The sequence below is a fragment of the Altererythrobacter epoxidivorans genome, assembly GCF_001281485.1.
Taxonomy (GTDB): domain Bacteria; phylum Pseudomonadota; class Alphaproteobacteria; order Sphingomonadales; family Sphingomonadaceae; genus Erythrobacter; species Erythrobacter epoxidivorans.
On sequence record NZ_CP012669.1, the window covers coordinates 2577023 to 2595751 of the forward strand.

An 18729-nucleotide genomic window follows, 5' to 3' on the forward strand; every position below is an offset into this window, starting at 1 on the left:
AGCGCCGCCTACTTGCCCGGCCTCAACGGGCAGACATCCCACAGCGCATCAAGATCTATATCGATCGTATAGTCGAAGAACTGGTCGAGCAGGAAAGCCTTTTCGGTCTTCTCGTCGACATTGATGGGAAGGGTGTCTGGGCGACCAACCGACGAGAAATAATCGCGGAACTTGAACCCGTCGCCGACGGGCTTGTCCGAAGCGTGGAGCCACAGGCTCGGCACGCCATAGGCATCTGCGCATATGATGCCATGCAGGGAGGACGAAACGATCCTGTCGCACGCCACGATCTGGTCGGTCACCTCCTCGATGCCGCCACATATATCGATGACGCGAACGTCGTCCCACTCTCGTGCGGCCCTGAAAAAGGGTTCGTCCCATTCGAAACAGTGCGGGATGATGCCCAGCGGCTTGCGTTCGAGAGACGTGTCGGGCTGGTGGAAACGGGGTAGAAGGAGCGCCGCATCGCCGACGACGCCCGGGGGCGTGATGCCTTCCTTGGCGAGGCGTTCGTTGGAAAGCCAGCCACGAACGGCATGGATCTCGCGCGGCCTTCCGGTGATCGGGATGTCAGCCGATATGAAGCCGGCACCCCAGACAATCGCGTTCGGGTCGCCACATGCAGAACCGAGATGGCTGCCGATCCAGTAGTGCACAGGCTTGCCCGTCACCGGATAGACATCTGCGCGATGAACGACCTTCTTGCCCGAAATCTTTTCCGCCAGCCACGGGTTCAGCTTGTCTCCCCAGTTGATCGCGATCACACCCTCGGTAGCCCAGCGCAGGATCACCGTGTCGTCATCGAGCATTGCCCGCGTCGTGTTCACGAGCTTGCGCGGGATCGCTCGAATTCGATTAGTCAAAATGTGTCTCCTGTGATTTTTCGATGATCGCGGCCGCAGCTTCGATCGCGCTGGCATCGTGTCGCTGCTGCGAAAAAGCTTCACGGATCAGTTTTCCGTTGGCGAGCAATTCGTCGCGAGGCAGCGCCAGCAAGGCTTGCATGCGCTCTAGCCACCGCCCGGCGTCGAATCCATCGATTTTGAAGCGATCGTCCATGACGGTTTCGGGCAGGCCGCCCCGATCAACCACCAGCACTGCACGGTCGCATGCCTGAGCCTCGATCGATACCCGACCGAACGGTTCTGCCCAGAGCGAGGGGGCTAGCCAGAGCTTGGCGGAGGCGAACATGGCTTCGCGGTTGGACGCCCAGCCGCACAATTTCATGTTCGGGGGAATTTCGGCGGGCAGGTCGCCATCGTGACCATATACAAGATAGGTCAATTCGGGCGAACGCTTCGCAAGTTCGACGACGAACGCGATATTCTTGTCCGGCCCACGATGGACAAAGCCAACCGTATTTGCGGGAGCTGCCTCAGCCGAAGGCGTAACATCGCAAGCCTGCGGCACGATATTCATGGCACTGCGATCGATGCCGAAGCGGTCGTGCAGAGCCTGAGCCATGAATTCGCTGTTGGTCAGTATGCCGTCTGCTTCGCGCAGGAGACGGCCATCCTGGTTCTTCCGGATCACGGACTGCTTCGCCAGCGCGACGCGCTTTGCCAGCGGTACATGCGGACATGCAAAGCCGAAGTTCTCGTACGCCTGGATGATCGCCGCAGTGGCGCATTCTTCAGGAACTGCGTCGAAGGCGGCCAGCGTCGATGTCGTAGCGAGGCAAAGTCTGGGGGCGCCCTCTTCGCCAATCAACTGGCGAACTTCGGTGCGCACGAAATCGAGCCAGTGCAGGAACAGGCCGGGTGCGCGCCACCGCGGCGGTACCGCTCTGATCACGCGGTATGGTTCGCTTGCGAAGACCGCCATATCGGTGGCCGGATCGAAGCTGAGCACAACCACATCCCAGCGTTCGGCAAGGGCTGTCAGCAGATTGCGATTGCTGATGGTGCCACCTGTCTGTCCCTTCGCCGATGGCGAGGGCAGGAATTGGGTGACAAACAGCAGTTCCATGGGCCGACCAGCATCTCCGGGAAGGGGCAATCGACCTGCTTCTAGCAGGGCAGGTCGAATTCGGGGAAGCGCGCGGCCAACCGGCGGTTGCTGGCCGCATAGTGCGCTCGGATTTCTTCGAGCTTTGCCTCGGGCGGTACGAAGCTGGTTTCGCCGCTTTCGAACTTCTTCAGGAACGGAGCGAGCAGGCGTCCGATGCCTAGACTGCGCTTCGGAAAGAAGCGTGCCTTGAGATCGTCGAGCTTGGAAACGGCAGTCTTGCGTCGCATCTTGAGCTGCGATTTTCCGGACTTGGAGCGGCGGACGTTTTCTTCCCCCTTTGAGGTCAGCAGGTCGAGGAACTCACCGGCATCGACCCCGAGGAAATTGCTGAACCTTTCGGCAAAGCGCGGCGGATCGCCCTTGATCGAACCATAATCGAGAAGAAGGACATTCTTGGCCCCGAAGATCTCGCATGACAGGTCGTACAGCTTGTCGAATTCAAGAACGACCGTGTCGAGCAGTCCCAAGGAGCCCGACATGACTTCGTCCGCGTATTTTTCGAAAGTATCGGTCTGGGGCACGCGTGCCAGCCTGCCTCCGTATGCCTCGGCAAAGAAGGATGTCAGCAAATCGGTCTGCTTCCGCAGCGTCAGGATCAACTTGGGAGACGCAAATCCGCCCTCCAGTCCCATGTCCCTAGCATGTTCGAGCGCTTGCCGGGCCGTGGGCGAAGCATATGGCTTGTTCTTGTCATGCGGATTGGGAATGGGCGCCATGCATTGGCCGATGATCCCTTCGCCGGAAAAGAACACGCTGTTCTGCGAGGCCGCTTTGGAACGGCCTAGGAGCGTGGCGCCAAGGTCGCGAAGTCGCGCGCGTTCCTGCTCGTCCATCGAACGGGTGACGCGGAACGATTTCGACAGCTTGGTGTCATCTTCGACGCGTTCCTCGACCGGGTAATTGCGGCCGGAATAGGTAATCCCTGAAAGCTGCGGGAAGACATGTTTCTGGAGAAAGGTGGTCGCGGTCTTCGGGAAACCGGCGTGAATGAAAATCGTTTGCTGCTGCATCATATCCAACTGAACTGAGACGCCCTTATCCGCGCTATGCACGCTTGGCGAGGAATTTGCCGACCGGGCCGGCGATGAGACCGAGCCTGCGATAAAGCAGGATGCTGAGCGCGATGTTCCACGTCGCGAGGCTGGCCGAAGTCGCAATCGCGGCGCCGAGGATCCCGTAGGGCGGGATCAGGATGGCGTTGAGGACAATATTGAGGATCGCGGACCCGCCGATCACCTTGACGGTGTCCTTTTCATGTCCCGTCATGCTCAGGAACTGGCCGATCGACCCGGCCGACGCGTTGATGACTTGCCCCACGGCAAGAACAGCCATTGCGCCGTATGCTCCGATGAAATCATTTCCAAAGAACAGCTGCAGGAGCCACTGGCCCAGGCCGACGAGAATGATGCACCCGATCAGCGAAAGTCCCGAGACGACCATCGTCGTGTTGGTCAGCAAACGCTGCAACCCGCGCATGTCGCCGAGCGCATGCAAGCGGGCAATGTTCGGTGCCAGGACAGCGTTCGAGGCGGAAAGGGGAATGGCGACCAGCGCAGCTGCCTGGATTGCAATATTGTATATGCCGACGCTTGCGGCAGAGGTCATCGCCCCCAGCATGATGATGTCGGATTTCTGCGTGATGAGACGTGCGCCGGCGAGCAGCGAGAACGGCAGCAGGCTCTTGGCCCAGTCGCTAGTCCGGTACTCGGGCTCGACTGCGGAAGTCTCCCGCGGCCAGTATTTCACAAGCAGCCAAATCGTGACGCCCAGTGCGGCCGCGTTCGACAAGGCGTTGAGCAACACGGCGGAGGGTGCCGAAAGCCCCTGGGCCATCGCGAAAAGGAAAACGACGAACAGCGCAGGCTGCAGGACATTGTTCGGCCAGTTGCCGTGAACGACCTTGCGCAGCCCCCTGAGGAAGCTCGACGCCAGCGCCAGCCCGACGAACAAAGGCAGGAGGAAAAGCGCCGCGGCGAAGGTCATCGCGTCGAATGCCTCAAGGCCATCGGAGAAAACGAAGATCCCGCCACCGATCACGACAGCTCCGACAATTGTCGAGATGAGTGACATCTGCAGGGCGCGGCGGCGGAATCCACGTAGCAGGGCCCACTCCGATCTTGCGCAGCTTCTCGCGATTTCGCGCATGGAAAGGCGGGGAACGCCCATTTGCGCGGGGATCGTGATCAGGTTCAGTATCGCGATCGCGAATGCGTATTTGCCGTAACCTTCGGTTCCAAGCAGACGTGCCAGCAGGACGGCGCTGATCAGCGTAAGCGCCTTGTTCGCAAGGAACGTCCCCATAACGGTGCTTCCGCCACGCATGAGGCTGGCCGTCAGGCTTTCCCCCATGAGCCTCGAGAGCTGTCTCTGAACGAACTTTGCCACGATCCCAGCTTTCGGGCCTAGAGCCGCAAATCCACTATTTCGGCAGGCAGTACTGCCTTGAGGTCGTAGATGATCGAGCGATCCTTGCCGAGCGCCGACAGGTCACCGGCGCTCATCGAGGCGAACTCGCGGTGGGCAACGGCGCCGATGATCGCGTCATATGCGCCCGGTTCCGGCGCCTTGACGAGGTCGATCCGGTATTCCTCATGCGCCTGTGCCCCATCGGCCCAGGGGTCGAATACGTCCACCTCGACACCGTAATCTTCCAGCGCGGCGATCACGTCGACCACCCGCGTATTGCGCAGGTCGGGGCAGTTTTCCTTGAATGTCAGGCCCAACATAAGGACCCGCGCACCATTGACCGGCAGGCGGCGCTTCAGCATTTCCCTGACCAGCGTATCGGCCACGAACTGCCCCATGCCGTCATTGATGCGGCGACCGGCAAGGATCACGTGCGGGTGGTATCCGATCGCCTCTGCCTTGTGCGTCAGGTAATAGGGATCGACGCCGATGCAGTGCCCTCCGACGAGGCCCGGGCGGAACGGCAGGAAGTTCCACTTAGTACCGGCCGCTTCCAGGACCGACAGCGTATCGATACCCATCTTGTTGAAGATGATCGCCAGCTCGTTGATGAGCGCGATATTGAGGTCGCGCTGCGTATTCTCGATCACCTTGGCAGCTTCGGCGACCTTGATCGACGGCGCCTTGTGCGTGCCGGCGGTGATGATTTCGCCATAAAGCGCATCGACAGTATCGGCGACTTCGGGGGTGGAGCCGGACGTCACTTTCCTGATCGTCGGCAGGCGGTGTTCCTTGTCGCCCGGGTTGATGCGTTCGGGGCTGTAACCGCAGAAAAAGTCTTCGTTGAACGTCAGGCCCGACACGCGCTCCAGCACAGGAACGCAGTCTTCCTCGGTCGCGCCGGGATAGACCGTGCTTTCGTAAATCACGATATCGCCGCGCTTCAGCACCTTGCCGACGGTTTCCGACGCCTTGATCAGCGGGGTCAGGTCGGGCCGCTTGTGCGCGTCGATCGGCGTTGGCACCGTAACGATGTAGATGCGGCAATCTGCAATGTCTGCGGGGTCACAGGTGAAGGAGAGATGCGCTGCCTCGGCCAGTTCGGCAGGCTCGACTTCCTGCGTACTGTCCTTGCCTTCGCGAAGCTCGGCAATACGACCCTCATTGATGTCGAAGCCGACCACCGCGCGGCGCTTGCCGAATTCGACCGCCAGCGGCAGCCCGACATAGCCGAGTCCGATGACAGCAAGTTTTTCCGAAGTCATGCGGTCCGTTTCCAATTCATCATGTTAGCGGCCCCTCGCCACTGTTTCGATTCCGGCATCGTCCGGCGCACGATAGCCTAAAATCTCGATATCGCGGCGATACAGGCGCGCAATAATTTCATTCATCCGGGGCGTGAACCGCAATTCCTCGCGATAGGCCTGCGGTTTTCGCAGATGCGGTAGTTCGATTTCAATTCCAAGTCGCTGTGAAAGCGTATGCGTTTCCTCGGCCAGGTTCTCGAACCGTCCGAGAAAATCGACTTCGATCCGGTTGCTGCCCGGCTGGGCGATCCAGTCCGCCTGGGAACGGAAATGCTTGTAGCGCATGATGGGCTTTGCGTTTTCCGGCTGTTCCAGCGCATGCACGAATTCCTCGAACGACGAATATCGTGCAAGGTTCGCCTCGGCCCACCGCACATCTGGCGAATTGTTGATGCCGACAGCTGCCCGCAAATAATTGAACGCCGAATAAAGACGCCGCCACGGATTGCGTTTGAAGGCAAAGCTGTAGGCCGATCGGAACCTACCCTCGTCACGCGTGAGGTACCTGGTGACCGGGATGTGTCCATAGCGCAGACCCAGTGCGGATGCGTGTGAAGTGCCGCCTGTTTTCGGCACATGGATGAAGATCACCTTGCGGCCATCGGGCAGGGTGCCCTCGCGGGAGAAAGGATCGGGCGCAATACGGTTCAGCATAGTCCGCGCAAGACCGGGCAAAGGGCGCATCTCGCATTCGTGCAGGACGGCCTTCAGCTTTTCGCCAGCGGTCAGGTCTCGGGACATTGTCTTGTTTCCCTTGGAAAACTTCGCGCCGGGCGAAGAGCGGCGCAGCTTCGGCGGGCGGGCGATTGCCCGACAGCCCCCGTGATTGCAAGCACGATGGCCTGCGATAGACAAAAGTTGACGGGCAATGCCACATCTTTACATCGCATTGCGCCGCTTCGGTACTGCAAAGGGAATGGGATGAGGGTCTTCAAGAGCGATGCCATGCCGGGGTTGACCTACGGCTGGATCGTCATGGCGGTTCTGGGCGCCGCGGTCGCGTTTCTCGGGGGAAGCTCCCGTGTCGATGTCGTCCAGTTGATCGCGTTGCGACCGCTGGCATTCCTGCTTTTGATCCCGGCGCTTTACCTCGCCACCAGCGAACGCCTGCGACCCGGTAGGACGCCGATCATGCTGATGGTTGCGCTGATGGCGCTGATGACACTCCAGCTTCTGCCGTTGCCTCCGGCGGTGTGGCAGTCGCTGCCTGGCCGCGAGACAATTGCCGAGTTCGAAAAGGTTGCGGGCCTTGGAGAAAACTGGCGACCGCTTTCGCTGGTGCCGGGGCGCACGCTCAACACGCTGATGAGCCTCGCCATTCCGTTTTGCGCGCTGATCGCAGCCTTGTCGTCCGGTTTTCGCTCGGTAACGATCCTCGCGGCAATCGCGATCGTCGGTGTTGTCGATGCTTCGCTCGGTATCCTCCAGGTGGCGAGCGGCGGCACGGGCGCACTCTATTATTATGCCGTAACGAACGAGGGTACGCCGGTCGGAATTTTCGCCAACCAGAACCACTCGGCAGTATTTTCCGCGCTTTGCATGATGATCCTCGTCCAGATCGGGACGAGCGGCGAACACGGCTTGCGCGGGGCGGGGGCGAAAACGGTTATCGGTGCGCTCTACGTGCTCGTTCTGATCGCAGCCTTGCTCAGCGGGTCGCGTGCTGGTTTCCTTCTCACCATGCTGGCGGTGCTTTTTACCATCTTCACCCTGTGGCAGGCGATTGCGGGGTCAAGCTCGGCCGCGCGGCCGCGGCTGTTGCGAAAGCTACCGGCACCTTCGGCGAGATTGCTGTTGGGTTTCGTCGTGCTGTCGCTGGCATCGGTCATTGCCGCCTTCGCAGTCATGGGCAGTGCGCCTGCTGCCGGGTCTTTCGCGGAAACTGCCAACTTCGACGACATGCGGGTGCGCATTTTCCCCGTACTGGTCGAAATGCTTTCGGTCTTCTGGCTGCCGGGGTCGGGTTTCGGGTCGTTCGAGGAAGTGTACCACATGTTCGAGCCGGCCGAGTTGCTGAGCCCATATTACATCAACCAGGCGCATAATGACTGGCTGCAATTCGCAATCGAGGGCGGCATTGCGGGGATTGTGTGGCTCGCCGTTGCTCTTGCCTGGCTCTTGAAGGCCGTGTGGGCCATGCGCAACCATGGCGATGGCGCGCTTCGTCACACAGTGTTCTGGCTGGCGATCATCGCCACTATCGTGCTTGCGAGCGCCGTCGATTACCCCCTTCGAACGCCGATCTTCCAACTCGTACTTGGCTGGTTGGCGGCCGCCCTGGTCGTGCAAAAGGCCCGCTATCGGGTGCGCGCATGACGCAGAGCGATACCCCGTCGGCGGGGCAAAAACGCTTTTATTCTGGATGGCTTGTGGCTAAGCCTTGCCCGCTCGGGGCGTAAGGGAAGTGATGGGAAATTTCATAAAATTCAAAAATTCCACGGCCGCTGCGATCTTGCTGGCGGTCAGTGCCTGTGCGTCTCCCGGCCCCATCGGAACGTCGCCACGCGTCGAAGTTACTGATTTGACCGCATTGCCTGCCCCCAGGGGAAGCTCGATCCTGCGACTGGGACCGCAGGAGACGGTCAAGATCACCGTGGCCGATGCAGAAGGGCTGACGGGAACTTACCTCACCGACGTCGATGGCAAGCTCGAGTTGCCCCTGATCGGAACGGTAGATGCGCTCGGAAACACACCATCGGACGTCGCGCGCAAGATCGAAGATCGTTTGCGGGGGCAGTTTATTCTCGATCCCCGGGTACAGGTCATTCCCGAACGTGAAATAGCCGCAACGATTTCGATCGGTGGCGAGGTCAGCAGGTCGGGCACATTGCCTGCCGCTTCGTCATACACCTTGCTGCGCGCGCTCAACAATGCTGGCGGGTTCAGCCGCTATGCCAAGCGGGACGAAATTCTCGTGATGCGTGTCGTGGAAGGGCAGGAGTACATCGGCGTCTATAGCTACAAGGAAATTTCCCGCGGCAATGCGCCCGATCCGGCGATCTTCCCTGGTGACATCGTGATGGTCGGCGATTCACCTGCGCGCCGCCAGTTCGAAGACATCCTCAATTATGTCGGCGCGATTTCTGCGACGCTGATCCTGGTCAATCGAGTGGATAGAAGTTTCTGATGGAGTCTGCAAAGGACAACGCGCCGAACGGCACCGCGGAATACACTCCTTACCGTGAAGGTATCGGGGGCTTCCATTTCGATCCCGAGCGGTTGTGGGCCGAAGCGGTCAACCTGCGTTACTGGATTCTCGGCATCATCGCGCTCGGCCTGCTCGGCGGGCTGATTGCGACGCTGCTGTCGACCAATCTCTATCGGGCGACTTCACGCATCGAAATCCAGCGCACCACCGTCAGCGCGACCGATACCGACCCGCTCGATCCCGATGCGACCGGATCCGAACGCCAGTATTTCAACACGCAGTACGAACTGCTTCGTTCGCGCTCGCTTGCCGGGCGCGTGGTCGATGCGGGCAACCTCGCACGCGATCGCAACTTCCTCGAAGCTTATGGCCTCGATGAAGGGATCAACCCCAATTCGCGCGCTCTTGAATCTATCCTTCTTACGGGCGTGAACCCCGAACCGGTCCGCCAGTCGGGCCTTGTCGACATTTCTTTCTCCAGCCCGTCTCCGCAGGTCGCGCAGAAAGTCGCCAACCTGTGGGCGCAGGAGTTTCTCGCTGCCAATTATGAAAAGCGTTTCGGCGCCAACATCGAGGCACGCGATTTCCTGCAGGAACAGATCGGTGAATTGCGTGAAAAGCTGGCAGAGTCCGAACGCGAGCTGATCAATTACGCCAATGACAATGGTATCGTCATTGTCAGCGGCGGCGGCAGCGGCGAGGAAAGCGGTTATGAAACCGCCGGCCAGTCGCTCGTCGGATCCGAACTCGAAACGCTCAATACGGCCCTGGCAGAAGCGACCAGCAAGCGGATCGAGGCAGAAGCCGCCCTGCGTGCCGGTGTGAATTCGGGCAAGGGAACCAATACCACGAGCCTGCGCCAGCAGCTGGCGACGGCCGAAGCCGATTTGTCGGAATTGCGTTCGCGCTTCGGGCCGGGATATCCGGCGATCCAGGCCAAGGTTGCCGAAATCGAATCCTTGCGTTCATCGCTTGCGAACGAAGGCGGGCTGGAAAATCGCGATGCGCGCGCCGCATACAATGCTGCGCTGATGCAGGAACAGAAACTGCGCGATCTGATGCAGCAGGCCAAGAATTCCTACCTCGGCCAGCAGGGCCAGTCGATCCAGTACGGCATCCTGAAGCGTGAGGTCGAGACGAACCGCCAGATCTACGATGCGCTTCTCCAGCGCTTCAAGTCGCTCGAGGCGGCAGGTGCCGGCAAGAACAACATGACTCTGATCGACGCGGCCGAAGCGCCGCGCTCGCCCTATTCGCCGTCGCTGGCGTTCAACTTGTTCGTCGGGCTCGGTATCGCGATCTTCGCATCGGGCCTGCTTGTCTTCCTTCGCGAAGCTCTCGACCAGACAGTGCGCGATCCGGCCGATGTGCGAGACCGCCTCGGCCTCGCCACGCTCGGCCTTATCCCGAAGATCGAAACCGACGAGGCTGGCCTGGTCGAGGAGCTGGCGCAGCGCAGCTCCGAGGTCGGCGAGGCTTATGCCTCTGCCAGGACCAACATGGCGTTCCTCACCACACATGGTGCGCCGCGTTCGGTCATGCTTACCTCGACGCGGCCTAATGAGGGCAAGAGCCTTTCGACAATGGCCCTCGCGCGCAGCTTTGCGCAGCTGGGCAAGAAGGTTCTCGTCATCGACGCCGACTTGCGTCACTCGGGCTTGCACGATTTCGTGGGGATCTCGACCGAGGGTTCGGTCGGCCTGACCGGCCTGCTCACAGGTGGCGGCACGATCAGTTCCGCCGTGATCCATTCGGAAGAAAACGGTTTCGACCTCATTCCGGTCGGGCATCGCCCTCCCAATCCGGTCGAGTTGCTCGCCAGCGGAGCGCTGCGCGAGGTCGTCGAACTGGCCAAGCAGCAATACGACCACGTCCTTATCGATGGTGCACCCGTTCTCGGCCTTGCCGACGCTCTCGAGGTGAGCAAGGCGGTAGAAGGCGTAGTCTTCGTGATCGAGGCGAACGGCGTCAGTATCCGCGGCATCGACAATGCGATCGGACGCCTGCGTACGGCAGGGGCACATATCTTTGGTGCTCTCGTGACCAAGCTGGAGAAGCGCAACGCGATCTACGGCTACGGTTATGGCTACGGTTACGGCTACGGCTATGGAGACACCCCGCCAGAACAGCCGCAGACTTGATCGAGCGAGACTGATCGATGCTACGTCTGGCAGTCATTGCGATGGTTTGCGGGGTCCTCGCGATCCTTGCCGGCTTGCAGGCAGCGTCGAGCGTCCTTGCCAAGCCTAATCCGGAACTGGCGGCACGGTTGATGCCTTTCGGGAACGAGGCGCTCCAACGTTCGATCAGCTATCGTTTGCGTGCAGGGGTAACCACCGAAGAGCAACTCGCGCAGGCAGTCGAGGCGGCTGAACCCCTGGCAGAAAAGGCATTCGGCCGCGCCCCGCTGGGCCCGGAAGGCCATGCGGTCTTGATCATGAATACGCGGGATCCAGCGAAGAAGGCTGAAATGCTCCGCCTCGCATCGCAGATTAACGGGCGCGATCGGCTGCTTCAGGGTGTCAGGCTGGAGCAGGAAGTCGCCGACAACGATTTCGACAGCGCAATGGCGACCCTCGACCAGATGCTGCGGGTCAATCCCGAGCAGCGCCAACTGCTCTTTCCGATCCTCAACGACGCACTCAAGCGCCGCGAGGCAGTGCCAGCCTTTGCGCGCGTCCTCGACGGCAGCTCGGCATGGCATGACAACTTCCTCATGTCGGCAGCACGGCTGGGAATAGCACCGGCCAATCTGGCTGTCCTGCGCGGCCAGCTGAACCGCCGCCTTCCCGAATTCGACCGCTTGCTGGTGGCGGCCCTCGTACGTGAAGGGGACCTCGACACAGCGAACGGGATCTATCAGTCGGTCAACGGCAAAAGCTCGAATGTTGCAGGTCTTGGACCGCTTGGCTGGTCAGTCGATCTGGCGCCCTTCGATTGGCGTCTCGGCGAAGAGGCGGGAATGCGCGCGCAGCCGATCGAGGACGGCGACAAGCTCGAGATTTTCGTGCGTGGGGGCAAGGGCGGTATAGTAGCCGAGCGTCTGGTGAAGCCGTCCACCGCACCGTTCAACATAGTGGTCAAGCACCGGATCGTCCCGGCCGACCAGCTACGCGACGTGCGCCTGCAGCTTCGCTGCCGCGGTGCCAGCGATCCCTTCCTTGACGAACGCTTCAGCGCTGGCACGAACGTGTTCAGGGTCGCTGCCCTTCCAGCGGGCTGCGATTACGTCATGCTCGGCATCAATGCGCGCGCATGGTCCGGCCGGTCGCCGCTGCGCGGTACCATCGATTCCATAACTATCGCGAAATAAGGCGCAACGAGCTTCGCCGCGCCGCCCTCCGATCAACCCAGGGCGATGTCGGGCGCGTCTTCCTGCTTCATTCCGACCACGTGATAGCCTGCATCGACGTGATGCGTTTCGCCGGTCACGCCCGATGACAGGTCGGAAAGGAAATACAGACCTGATCCGCCGACATCGTCGATCGTGACATTGCGGCGCATGGGCGAATTATATTCGTTCCATTTCAGGATGTAGCGGAAATCGCCGATCCCGCTCGCGGCGAGCGTCTTGATCGGGCCGGCGCTGATCGCATTGACGCGGATGCCAGCCGGGCCAAGATCGTTGGCGAGGTACTTCACGCTGGTCTCAAGCGCCGCCTTGGCAACGCCCATCACGTTGTAATGCGGGATGACTTTCTCCGCGCCGTAATAGGTCAGCGTCAGGATCGAGCCGCCGCCCGATCCGTCTTCCTGCAGCGGCGGCATCATTTCGGCCGCACGCTTGGCCACGGCGACCAGCGAATAGGCGGAAATGTTCATCGTCATCAGGAAGTTGTCGAGGCTGGTATCGACATATTTGCCGCGCAGTTCGTTCTTGTCCGAATAACCGATCGCGTGAACGACGAAGTCGAGCGTGTCCCACCGCGCCTTGAGCGCATCGAAGGCGGAATCGAGCGCATCCATGTCGGATACGTCGCATTCGATCAGGAAATCGCTGCCGAGCTGTTCGGCGAGCGGCTTCACACGCTTTGCCAGCGCGTCGCCCTGATAGGAAAATGCCAGTTCGGCCCCGTGTTCGGCCAGTTGCTTAGCGATCCCCCACGCGAGCGACTTGTCGTTGGCAAGGCCCATGATGAGCCCGCGTTTTCCCTGCATCAGACCGCCCATGCGGTTCCCTCCTTAGGTTTCATCGCCGGTTTCGCACGCCTCTTCTTCGGGCGATACGGCCAGCGCAGCATTCAACTCGGCCCCGATAACCATACCGAGGCCAACGAGCCAGAAAAAGAACATCACCACCATGATCCCGGCAAGGCTGCCGTAGGTCAGGTTGTAGGCGAAGAACTGCCGCAGCACTGCCGGCATGATGCCGGTGACCGCCAGCCACCACCCCGTCGTCAGCATCGCCCCCGGCCATTTGGGATAGCGGCGCGAACGATAGGCGCCGGGCGTGAGGGTGTAGAACAGCAGGTAGAGCGAGCCGAGCAGGGCAAGACCCGGCACGATCCGCGAAATGTGGAGGTCGCCGACCACGCCCAGCAATTGCGGGAAATAGGCATCGATCACCTGCTGCGCCGTGCCGATCATCACTTGCGCCAGCAGCGAGAGCATCAGCAGGACGACGGACGCGATGATCAGGCCGAAGGAAAACAGGCGATATTTCCAGAAGGCGTGCGTCGGTTCGGTGCCATAGGCACGGCGCAGGATGTCGCGAATGGTCTCGATCAGGCTGGAGACGGTCCACAGCGCAACCAGCGCGCCTGCCCACAAAAGCCAGCCCTGGCGCGCGTCGATAACGTCTTCGGCGACAGGCCGGATCACGTCCGCAACCGTCGGCGGCATGGCGATCAGGATCGTACGGATCATCTCGGCTCGGTCGCCCGGCTCTCCGAACAGGGAAAACAGCGCAGCGCCGAGGATGAAGAAGGGAAAAATCGCCAGCATGGCGAGATAGGCAAGGTTGCCCGCGTGGATGAAGCCGTCGTTATAAGCGCCGACAATGGTCCGCTTGGCAATCGCGAAAAAGCGAGTCCCCGGACCGACCTGGTCGATCATGCGACCCCGCAGGCTTCGCGCTTCCATCCGCCGCGCTTCGGGCGAAAGCGAATGGATATGCCGTTCTTCGGGTGGGTGGATATGGGGCTTGCTCATCGCTCCCCTGTCGGTAGCGCAGAATGGGGACCCGGCCTAGACGCCGAGCTTCGCTCGCGGATTGCTTTCGTCTTTCCAACCTTCGAGCCGCTTGGCCAGTTCCGAAGTATCGGACGGCATCTGGATTTCCAGCGTGACGAGCTGGTCGCCCCTGCCGCCGGCCTTCGTGCTCCAGCCCTTGCCTTTCAACCGCATCACCGTGCCGCCACTGGTGCCGGGCTTGATCGTCAGCATGACAGGGCCATCGGCGGTCGGGCACTTGACCTTCGCGCCGCCCAGCGCCTCGTCGAGGGTAATGGGCAGGTCCATCCGGATATTGTCGCCATCGCGCTTGAAGAACGGGTGCCCGCCAACCTCGACCATGACGAGGCCGTCGCCCGGTCCGCCAGCGGCTTCCTGGCCCTTGCCCTTCAGCCGCATCTGGGTGCCGTCCTCGACCCCTGCCGGAAGCTTGAGGTCGATGGTCTTGCCGTCGGCCAGGGTAATCCGCTGGTCCTTGCGCGTGGCGGCATCGATGAAGGACACGGCGAGGCGATAATTGATATCGGCCCCTTTTCGTGGGGGAGGTGGCCGCCGCTGGCTGCCGAAACCGCCGCCCATATTGCCGGGGCGCCGTCCACCGCCGCCGAACAACCCTTCGAACAGGTCGCCAAGGTCCATGTCCTCGCCGCCGAAGCCCTGGAAATCTTCCGGGCGGAAACCGCGCTGGCCCCCGCCTTGGCCACCATAGCCGCCGCCACCGCCCATCCCGGCGAACGGGTTGGTCGGGTTGCCGTCGCCGTCGATCTCGCCGCGGTCGAACTGGGCGCGCTTGGTCTTGTCGGACAGGAGGTCGTAGGCGCTCGTCACTTGCGAGAAGCGCTCGGCCGCGTTCGGCTTGTCCTTGTTGCGGTCGGGATGCAGTTCCTTGGCGAGCTTGCGATAGGCGCTCTTGATCTCCGCTTCGGAGGCGGTGCGCGCTACGCCAAGTGTCTGATACGGATCGGCCATGGCGTGTTAGTTAGGTGTAGCAGTGATTTGGCGCAAGGTGCCGCGCTTTCCTACGGTTCGTCGAAACAATAGGGATGCTGCAAGATGCATCGCCCTGCCGATATCTATCCGCACTCCCGCCTGTCACGGCATTGCGCTGGATCAATGTTTCAAACCGGTGGTTTTTGCATTTCAGGACTGTGTTCCATGTGTTCCATCCTGTAGGACTTGGTCATGCCTGAACCGACACCCGAAGAGCTTGCGCGGCTCGCGACCAGCGAAATCCCGTCGGGGGATCCGATGCCGATTTTCGAAGAGTGGTTTGCGCTCGCCAAACAGAGCGAACCGAACGATGCCAATGCAATGGCGCTCGCGACCGCGACGCCCGATGGCTCTCCTTCGGTGCGCATGGTCCTGCTGAAGGGGCATGGGCCGGAAGGGTTCACCTTCTACACCAACGCCCAAAGCCGCAAGGGCACCGAGATTCGCGCGAACATGCAGGCTGCATTGCTGTTCCACTGGAAAAGCCTGCGCCGCCAGGTCCGGATCGAAGGGCCGCTGGTCGAAGTCAGCCCGCAAGAGGCCGATGCCTATTTCCATTCGCGCCCCTTCGTCAGCCAGGTCGGTTCGGCCGCGTCAGACCAGTCGCGCCCGCTCGACCAGCGCTCGACCTATCTCGACCGGGTCGAGAGTATCGAGGCAGAGTGGGCAGCAGAAGGCGAAGTGCCGCGGCCGGCGCACTGGACCGGGTTCACCCTGCGACCGAGGGCGATCGAGTTCTGGCTCGATCGGGCCAACCGCCTGCATGACAGGCGCCGCTTCACACTGACCGGTGCGGGCGATGCCGTCAGCTGGTCCGATGGGTTGCTGTATCCATGAGCGCGACGCACACCGACAATCGCGCCTCGCTCAATCGCCAGGCCGCCTTCGCTTCCATTGCAACTGCGGTCCTGCTGGTGTCGCTCAAGACATGGGCGGCATGGCGCACCGGTTCGACGGCAATGCTCGGCAGCCTTGCCGATTCGGCGCTCGACCTGATTGCCAGCCTTGCGACGCTGGTCGGGGTATGGATCGCCTCCATGCCCGCCGACGAAGATCACCGCTTCGGCCATGGCAAGGCAGAGGCACTGGCCGCGATCTTCCAGGTCATGCTGATCGCTATTTCGGCAACCGGGATCGGTTATCGCGCGATCGACCGGCTGGTGAACGGCAGCGAGACTGCGGCAGCTGCCGAAGGTATCGGCGTTTCGCTGATCGCGATTGCCGCCACGCTCGCCCTGCTGACATGGCAGCGCTTCGTCATCCGGCGCACCGGCAGCCTCGCGATCAAGACCGACAATGTCCATTACCAGTCGGACCTGCTGCTCAACCTTGCGGTTATCGCGGCGCTGGTGATCGACCAGTATCTCGGCTTTACCAAGGCCGACCCGCTGTTCGGCCTCGGCATCGCAGCCTGGCTCGCATGGGGCGCATGGCATGCCGCGACCGAGGCGATCGACCATTTGATGGACAAGGAATGGCCGGATGAACGGCGCGAGGCGTTCCTCCAGGTTCTGGCGAAGCACCCCGACATTCGCGGCGTGCACGACCTGCGCACACGCACCAGCGGGATGGACGATTTCGTCCAGTTCCACATGGCGGTCGACCCGGGCCTTTCCATCGTCGAGGCCCACGACCTGATGGACGAGGTCGAGGCCCGGCTGGCCCGGGACTTCCCCGGTGTCGAAGTCCTGATCCATCCCGATCCGGAAGGGTTGATCGATGAAGAGGGCGTCGCTGCCGAGGAACTGCTCCCCGAACGGCCCGAGTGACGCAAACCTCGCTTCCGCGCATTGTCGATGTCTTCGTCGGGAAGGGCGCGCTCGGCAATCCTGCTGCGGTGGTCACCTGCCCGAACCTCCCGCCTGAGGATGAAATGCAGCGGCAGGCAGCCCGGATCGGTACTCCCGCCACTGCCTTCGTCGATGGCAGTGACGCGGTGCGGTGGTTCTCGCCCGACCACGAAATCGCTCTCTGCGGGCATGGAGCACTGGCGGTCGGCCATGTGCTGATAGGCGCAGGGAAGGGCGACAAGGTAGCACTGCGCACCAGGGACGGCGGGGTGGTTAGCGTCAGGCGGCTATCCGGCGACGGGCGTTACGAAGTGGGCCTTCCCGAAATTCGCACTGCGCCAAAAGAACTGCACGCATTGGCAGGTGCCCTGCGGGTTACGCCGCTCCAAATCCGCTGGAACGAAGCGGGTTATGTGCTGGCCATTCTCGAAACGGCGCAGGAGGTGCGCGAGATTGCTCCCGATATTCAGATGCTCGCGGCGCTCGGCAATTGGCAGGTCAGCGTTTCAGCACCCGGCGACATCGACGGGGCAGACATCGTCAGCCGGGTCTTCTCGGGCGGCGGCAAGGAAGATGCAGCGACCGGTTCGGCGCACGCCGCGCTTGCGCCCTATTGGTGCGAGCGGCTGGGGAGGGATCGCATCACCGCATATCAGGCAAGCCAGCGGGGTGGCTGGCTCGATTGCGGGATCGGCCCCGCAGGAACGATCCATATTGGCGGCGCAGTGCGCGATCAGCGTTCGGGGTAGAGCTCGATCACGTCGGCAAGTTGCTGCAGCATCGCCTTGCGCTGCTCGGCATCGGAATGCCCCAGGCGGACCACCGTCAGGTGCTGGCTCGGCGACACGATGACATATTGGCCCATGTGGCCGATCAGCGAAAACAGGCTTTGCGGTGCGCGATCGGGAAACAGCGGATGGTCTTCGCCTGTACCGGCTTCGCGGTACTCACGGTTGAGCCAGGTCTGCAGGCCGTATTGCGGACTTTTCGGGCTGGGGGAGACCATCGCATCGACCCAGCTTCGCGGCAGCAATTGCTCGCCGCCCGGACCCCGTCCCTTTCGGCGCAGGAATTCGCCGAACTTGGCCCAGTCGCGGGCGGTCCCGTGGATCAGGCTGCCGCCGATGAGCGTCCCCGATGCGTCGAATTCGGGCACCATGGACTTCATGCCGAGCGGACCGAACAGCCGCGCTTCGAGATAATCGCTCACCGCGGCACGGCGGATGTCGGGATCCTCGCTGTCGGTCAGCGCGCGCGCTGCGATATCGGCGAGGATGACAGTGGTGTTCGAGGAATATTCGAACTGCGAACCCGGCTCTGCCTCCAGCGGCTGTTCTTCGGCCCAGGCAGCCATGTCGTCGCGCCCGTCGAGGAAGAGCATGCGCACTTCAGAGCTTTCGTAGGGAGGATCGCCCGCCTCGGTATGCCTCAGGCCGGAACGCATCTGGAGGAGCTGGCGCAGGGTGATCTCGCCGCGGGCATCGCCAGGGCGCTGCCAATGGGGAACAGGCGCGCTTTCATCCAGGCTCAACCGTCCATCGGCAACCAGCATGCCGATCATGACCGCCGTTACGGTCTTGGCCATCGACCAGCTGACGAAGCGCGTTTCGGGACCATAACCCTCGCCATAGCGCTCGGCTGCGATCTTGCCGTCGGCCATCACCACGAGGGCGCGGGTTTCGCCGAGGCCGTCCATCGTGAACAGCTCGTCGACCTGCCGCGCAAGGTCTTCCTTCGGGGCGCCGGCATCGTCCGTTATCGCCGCGAGCGCTTCTTCGGACACGGGTGGTTCGCTCGCCGGAGCCTCCCCGCACGATATCAGGGTTGGCACGAGAGCAAGTGTGGCGATAGGGAGCAGCGACCGCAGTTTCATGGTCGCCTCACTCGCGCAAGGATCACAGATTGG

The 18729-nt window shown here is 61.7% G+C and carries 17 protein-coding genes; 7 read left to right on the forward strand and 10 right to left on the reverse strand.

The features are described 5' to 3' along the window. Window positions 1-8: 8 nt before the first annotated feature. Genes AMC99_RS12730 through AMC99_RS12755 form a run of 6 tightly spaced genes read right to left on the reverse strand, consistent with a single transcriptional unit; the run spans window position 9 to window position 6464 of the window. A complete protein-coding gene (locus AMC99_RS12730) occupies window positions 9-863 on the reverse strand; it encodes a polysaccharide pyruvyl transferase family protein (RefSeq protein ID WP_198143529.1) in 855 nt (284 codons plus the stop codon). After that, window positions 856-1968, reverse strand: a complete 1113-nt coding sequence (locus AMC99_RS12735) for a glycosyltransferase family 4 protein (protein ID WP_061927090.1) — start codon at window positions 1966-1968, stop codon at window positions 856-858. Before AMC99_RS12735 ends, AMC99_RS12730 begins: the two co-directional genes overlap by 8 nt. Window positions 1969-2009: 41 nt before the next feature. Continuing rightward, the gene (locus tag AMC99_RS12740) at window positions 2010-3023 is read right to left on the reverse strand and encodes a sulfotransferase domain-containing protein (protein ID WP_061927092.1); all 1014 of its coding nucleotides are present in this window, start codon (window positions 3021-3023) and stop codon (window positions 2010-2012) included. A gap of 31 nt (window positions 3024-3054) precedes the next feature. Continuing rightward, the gene (locus AMC99_RS12745; protein ID WP_198143530.1) at window positions 3055-4395 is read right to left on the reverse strand and encodes a flippase; all 1341 of its coding nucleotides are present in this window, start codon (window positions 4393-4395) and stop codon (window positions 3055-3057) included. A gap of 17 nt (window positions 4396-4412) precedes the next feature. After that, window positions 4413-5681: a Vi polysaccharide biosynthesis UDP-N-acetylglucosamine C-6 dehydrogenase TviB gene (gene tviB, locus AMC99_RS12750; protein WP_061928038.1), complete on the reverse strand. Its 1269-nt coding sequence runs from the start codon at window positions 5679-5681 to the stop codon at window positions 4413-4415. A gap of 24 nt (window positions 5682-5705) precedes the next feature. Then, window positions 5706-6464, reverse strand: coding sequence for a sulfotransferase family 2 domain-containing protein (locus AMC99_RS12755; RefSeq protein WP_061927096.1), 759 nt, complete (start codon window positions 6462-6464; stop codon window positions 5706-5708). A 180-nt stretch (window positions 6465-6644) separates the two neighbouring features. Here AMC99_RS12755 and AMC99_RS12760 point away from each other — a divergent pair, with 180 nt between their 5' ends. The 4 genes from AMC99_RS12760 to AMC99_RS12775 all read left to right on the forward strand — a co-directional run bounded on the left by AMC99_RS12760 (window position 6645) and on the right by AMC99_RS12775 (window position 12184). Continuing rightward, window positions 6645-8039: an O-antigen ligase family protein gene (locus tag AMC99_RS12760; protein ID WP_061927097.1), complete on the forward strand. Its 1395-nt coding sequence runs from the start codon at window positions 6645-6647 to the stop codon at window positions 8037-8039. A gap of 214 nt (window positions 8040-8253) precedes the next feature. Then, on the forward strand, window positions 8254-8850 hold the full coding sequence (locus tag AMC99_RS12765) for a polysaccharide biosynthesis/export family protein (RefSeq protein ID WP_198143531.1): 597 nt from the start codon (window positions 8254-8256) through the stop codon (window positions 8848-8850). Continuing rightward, window positions 8850-11012 (forward strand): GumC family protein, encoded by a 2163-nt coding sequence (locus AMC99_RS12770; protein WP_061927099.1) that lies wholly within the window; start codon window positions 8850-8852, stop codon window positions 11010-11012. Before AMC99_RS12765 ends, AMC99_RS12770 begins: the two co-directional genes overlap by 1 nt. A gap of 17 nt (window positions 11013-11029) precedes the next feature. Beyond that, entirely contained in the window at window positions 11030-12184 is a 1155-nt protein-coding gene (locus AMC99_RS12775) for a hypothetical protein (protein WP_061927100.1), read from the forward strand. 32 nt (window positions 12185-12216) lie between these two features. Here the strand turns inward: AMC99_RS12775 and fabI are convergent, their stop codons facing one another. Genes fabI through AMC99_RS12790 form a run of 3 tightly spaced genes read right to left on the reverse strand, consistent with a single transcriptional unit; the run spans window position 12217 to window position 15012 of the window. Then, entirely contained in the window at window positions 12217-13041 is an 825-nt protein-coding gene (fabI, locus tag AMC99_RS12780) for an enoyl-ACP reductase FabI (protein ID WP_061927101.1), read from the reverse strand. A gap of 12 nt (window positions 13042-13053) precedes the next feature. Further along, a complete protein-coding gene (locus AMC99_RS12785) occupies window positions 13054-14022 on the reverse strand; it encodes a YihY/virulence factor BrkB family protein (RefSeq protein WP_083440174.1) in 969 nt (322 codons plus the stop codon). Between the two features lie 36 nt (window positions 14023-14058). Next, on the reverse strand, window positions 14059-15012 hold the full coding sequence (locus AMC99_RS12790) for a DnaJ C-terminal domain-containing protein (protein ID WP_061927102.1): 954 nt from the start codon (window positions 15010-15012) through the stop codon (window positions 14059-14061). Window positions 15013-15225: 213 nt separating this feature from the next. On the opposite strand from AMC99_RS12790, the gene pdxH reads away from it, so the two are divergent. From pdxH to AMC99_RS12805, 3 genes are read left to right on the forward strand one after another with little or no spacing between them, the layout of a single operon-like run. After that, the gene (pdxH, locus tag AMC99_RS12795; protein WP_061927104.1) at window positions 15226-15870 is read left to right on the forward strand and encodes a pyridoxamine 5'-phosphate oxidase; all 645 of its coding nucleotides are present in this window, start codon (window positions 15226-15228) and stop codon (window positions 15868-15870) included. Then, window positions 15867-16802 carry a cation diffusion facilitator family transporter gene (locus AMC99_RS12800; RefSeq protein ID WP_061927106.1) on the forward strand — a complete coding sequence of 312 codons (936 nt, stop codon included), beginning with the start codon at window positions 15867-15869 and terminating at the stop codon, window positions 16800-16802. Before pdxH ends, AMC99_RS12800 begins: the two co-directional genes overlap by 4 nt. Then, entirely contained in the window at window positions 16799-17572 is a 774-nt protein-coding gene (locus tag AMC99_RS12805; RefSeq protein ID WP_061927108.1) for a PhzF family phenazine biosynthesis protein, read from the forward strand. Before AMC99_RS12800 ends, AMC99_RS12805 begins: the two co-directional genes overlap by 4 nt. Here AMC99_RS12805 and AMC99_RS12810 read toward each other — a convergent pair. After that, the gene (locus AMC99_RS12810; protein ID WP_061927110.1) at window positions 17557-18696 is read right to left on the reverse strand and encodes a serine hydrolase domain-containing protein; all 1140 of its coding nucleotides are present in this window, start codon (window positions 18694-18696) and stop codon (window positions 17557-17559) included. The genes AMC99_RS12805 and AMC99_RS12810 overlap by 16 nt on opposite strands. Between the last annotated feature and the right edge of the window lie 33 nt (window positions 18697-18729).

Excerpts from the sequence above, each read along its gene's own strand:
- AMC99_RS12735 (WP_061927090.1), bottom strand. The coding sequence starts at position 1,968 with ATGGAACTGCTGTTTGTCACCCAATTCCTGCCCTCGCCATCGGCGAAG.
- AMC99_RS12760 (WP_061927097.1), top strand. The coding sequence starts at position 6,645 with ATGAGGGTCTTCAAGAGCGATGCCATGCCGGGGTTGACCTACGGCTGG.
- AMC99_RS12775 (WP_061927100.1), top strand. The coding sequence starts at position 11,030 with ATGCTACGTCTGGCAGTCATTGCGATGGTTTGCGGGGTCCTCGCGATC.
- AMC99_RS12785 (WP_083440174.1), bottom strand. The coding sequence starts at position 14,022 with ATGAGCAAGCCCCATATCCACCCACCCGAAGAACGGCATATCCATTCG.
- AMC99_RS12800 (WP_061927106.1), top strand. The coding sequence starts at position 15,867 with ATGAGCGCGACGCACACCGACAATCGCGCCTCGCTCAATCGCCAGGCC.
- AMC99_RS12755 (WP_061927096.1), bottom strand. The coding sequence starts at position 6,464 with ATGTCCCGAGACCTGACCGCTGGCGAAAAGCTGAAGGCCGTCCTGCAC.
- AMC99_RS12810 (WP_061927110.1), bottom strand. The coding sequence starts at position 18,696 with ATGAAACTGCGGTCGCTGCTCCCTATCGCCACACTTGCTCTCGTGCCA.
- tviB (WP_061928038.1), bottom strand. The coding sequence starts at position 5,681 with ATGACTTCGGAAAAACTTGCTGTCATCGGACTCGGCTATGTCGGGCTG.
- AMC99_RS12790 (WP_061927102.1), bottom strand. The coding sequence starts at position 15,012 with ATGGCCGATCCGTATCAGACACTTGGCGTAGCGCGCACCGCCTCCGAA.
- fabI (WP_061927101.1), bottom strand. The coding sequence starts at position 13,041 with ATGGGCGGTCTGATGCAGGGAAAACGCGGGCTCATCATGGGCCTTGCC.
- AMC99_RS12740 (WP_061927092.1), bottom strand. The coding sequence starts at position 3,023 with ATGATGCAGCAGCAAACGATTTTCATTCACGCCGGTTTCCCGAAGACC.
- pdxH (WP_061927104.1), top strand. The coding sequence starts at position 15,226 with ATGCCTGAACCGACACCCGAAGAGCTTGCGCGGCTCGCGACCAGCGAA.
- AMC99_RS12770 (WP_061927099.1), top strand. The coding sequence starts at position 8,850 with ATGGAGTCTGCAAAGGACAACGCGCCGAACGGCACCGCGGAATACACT.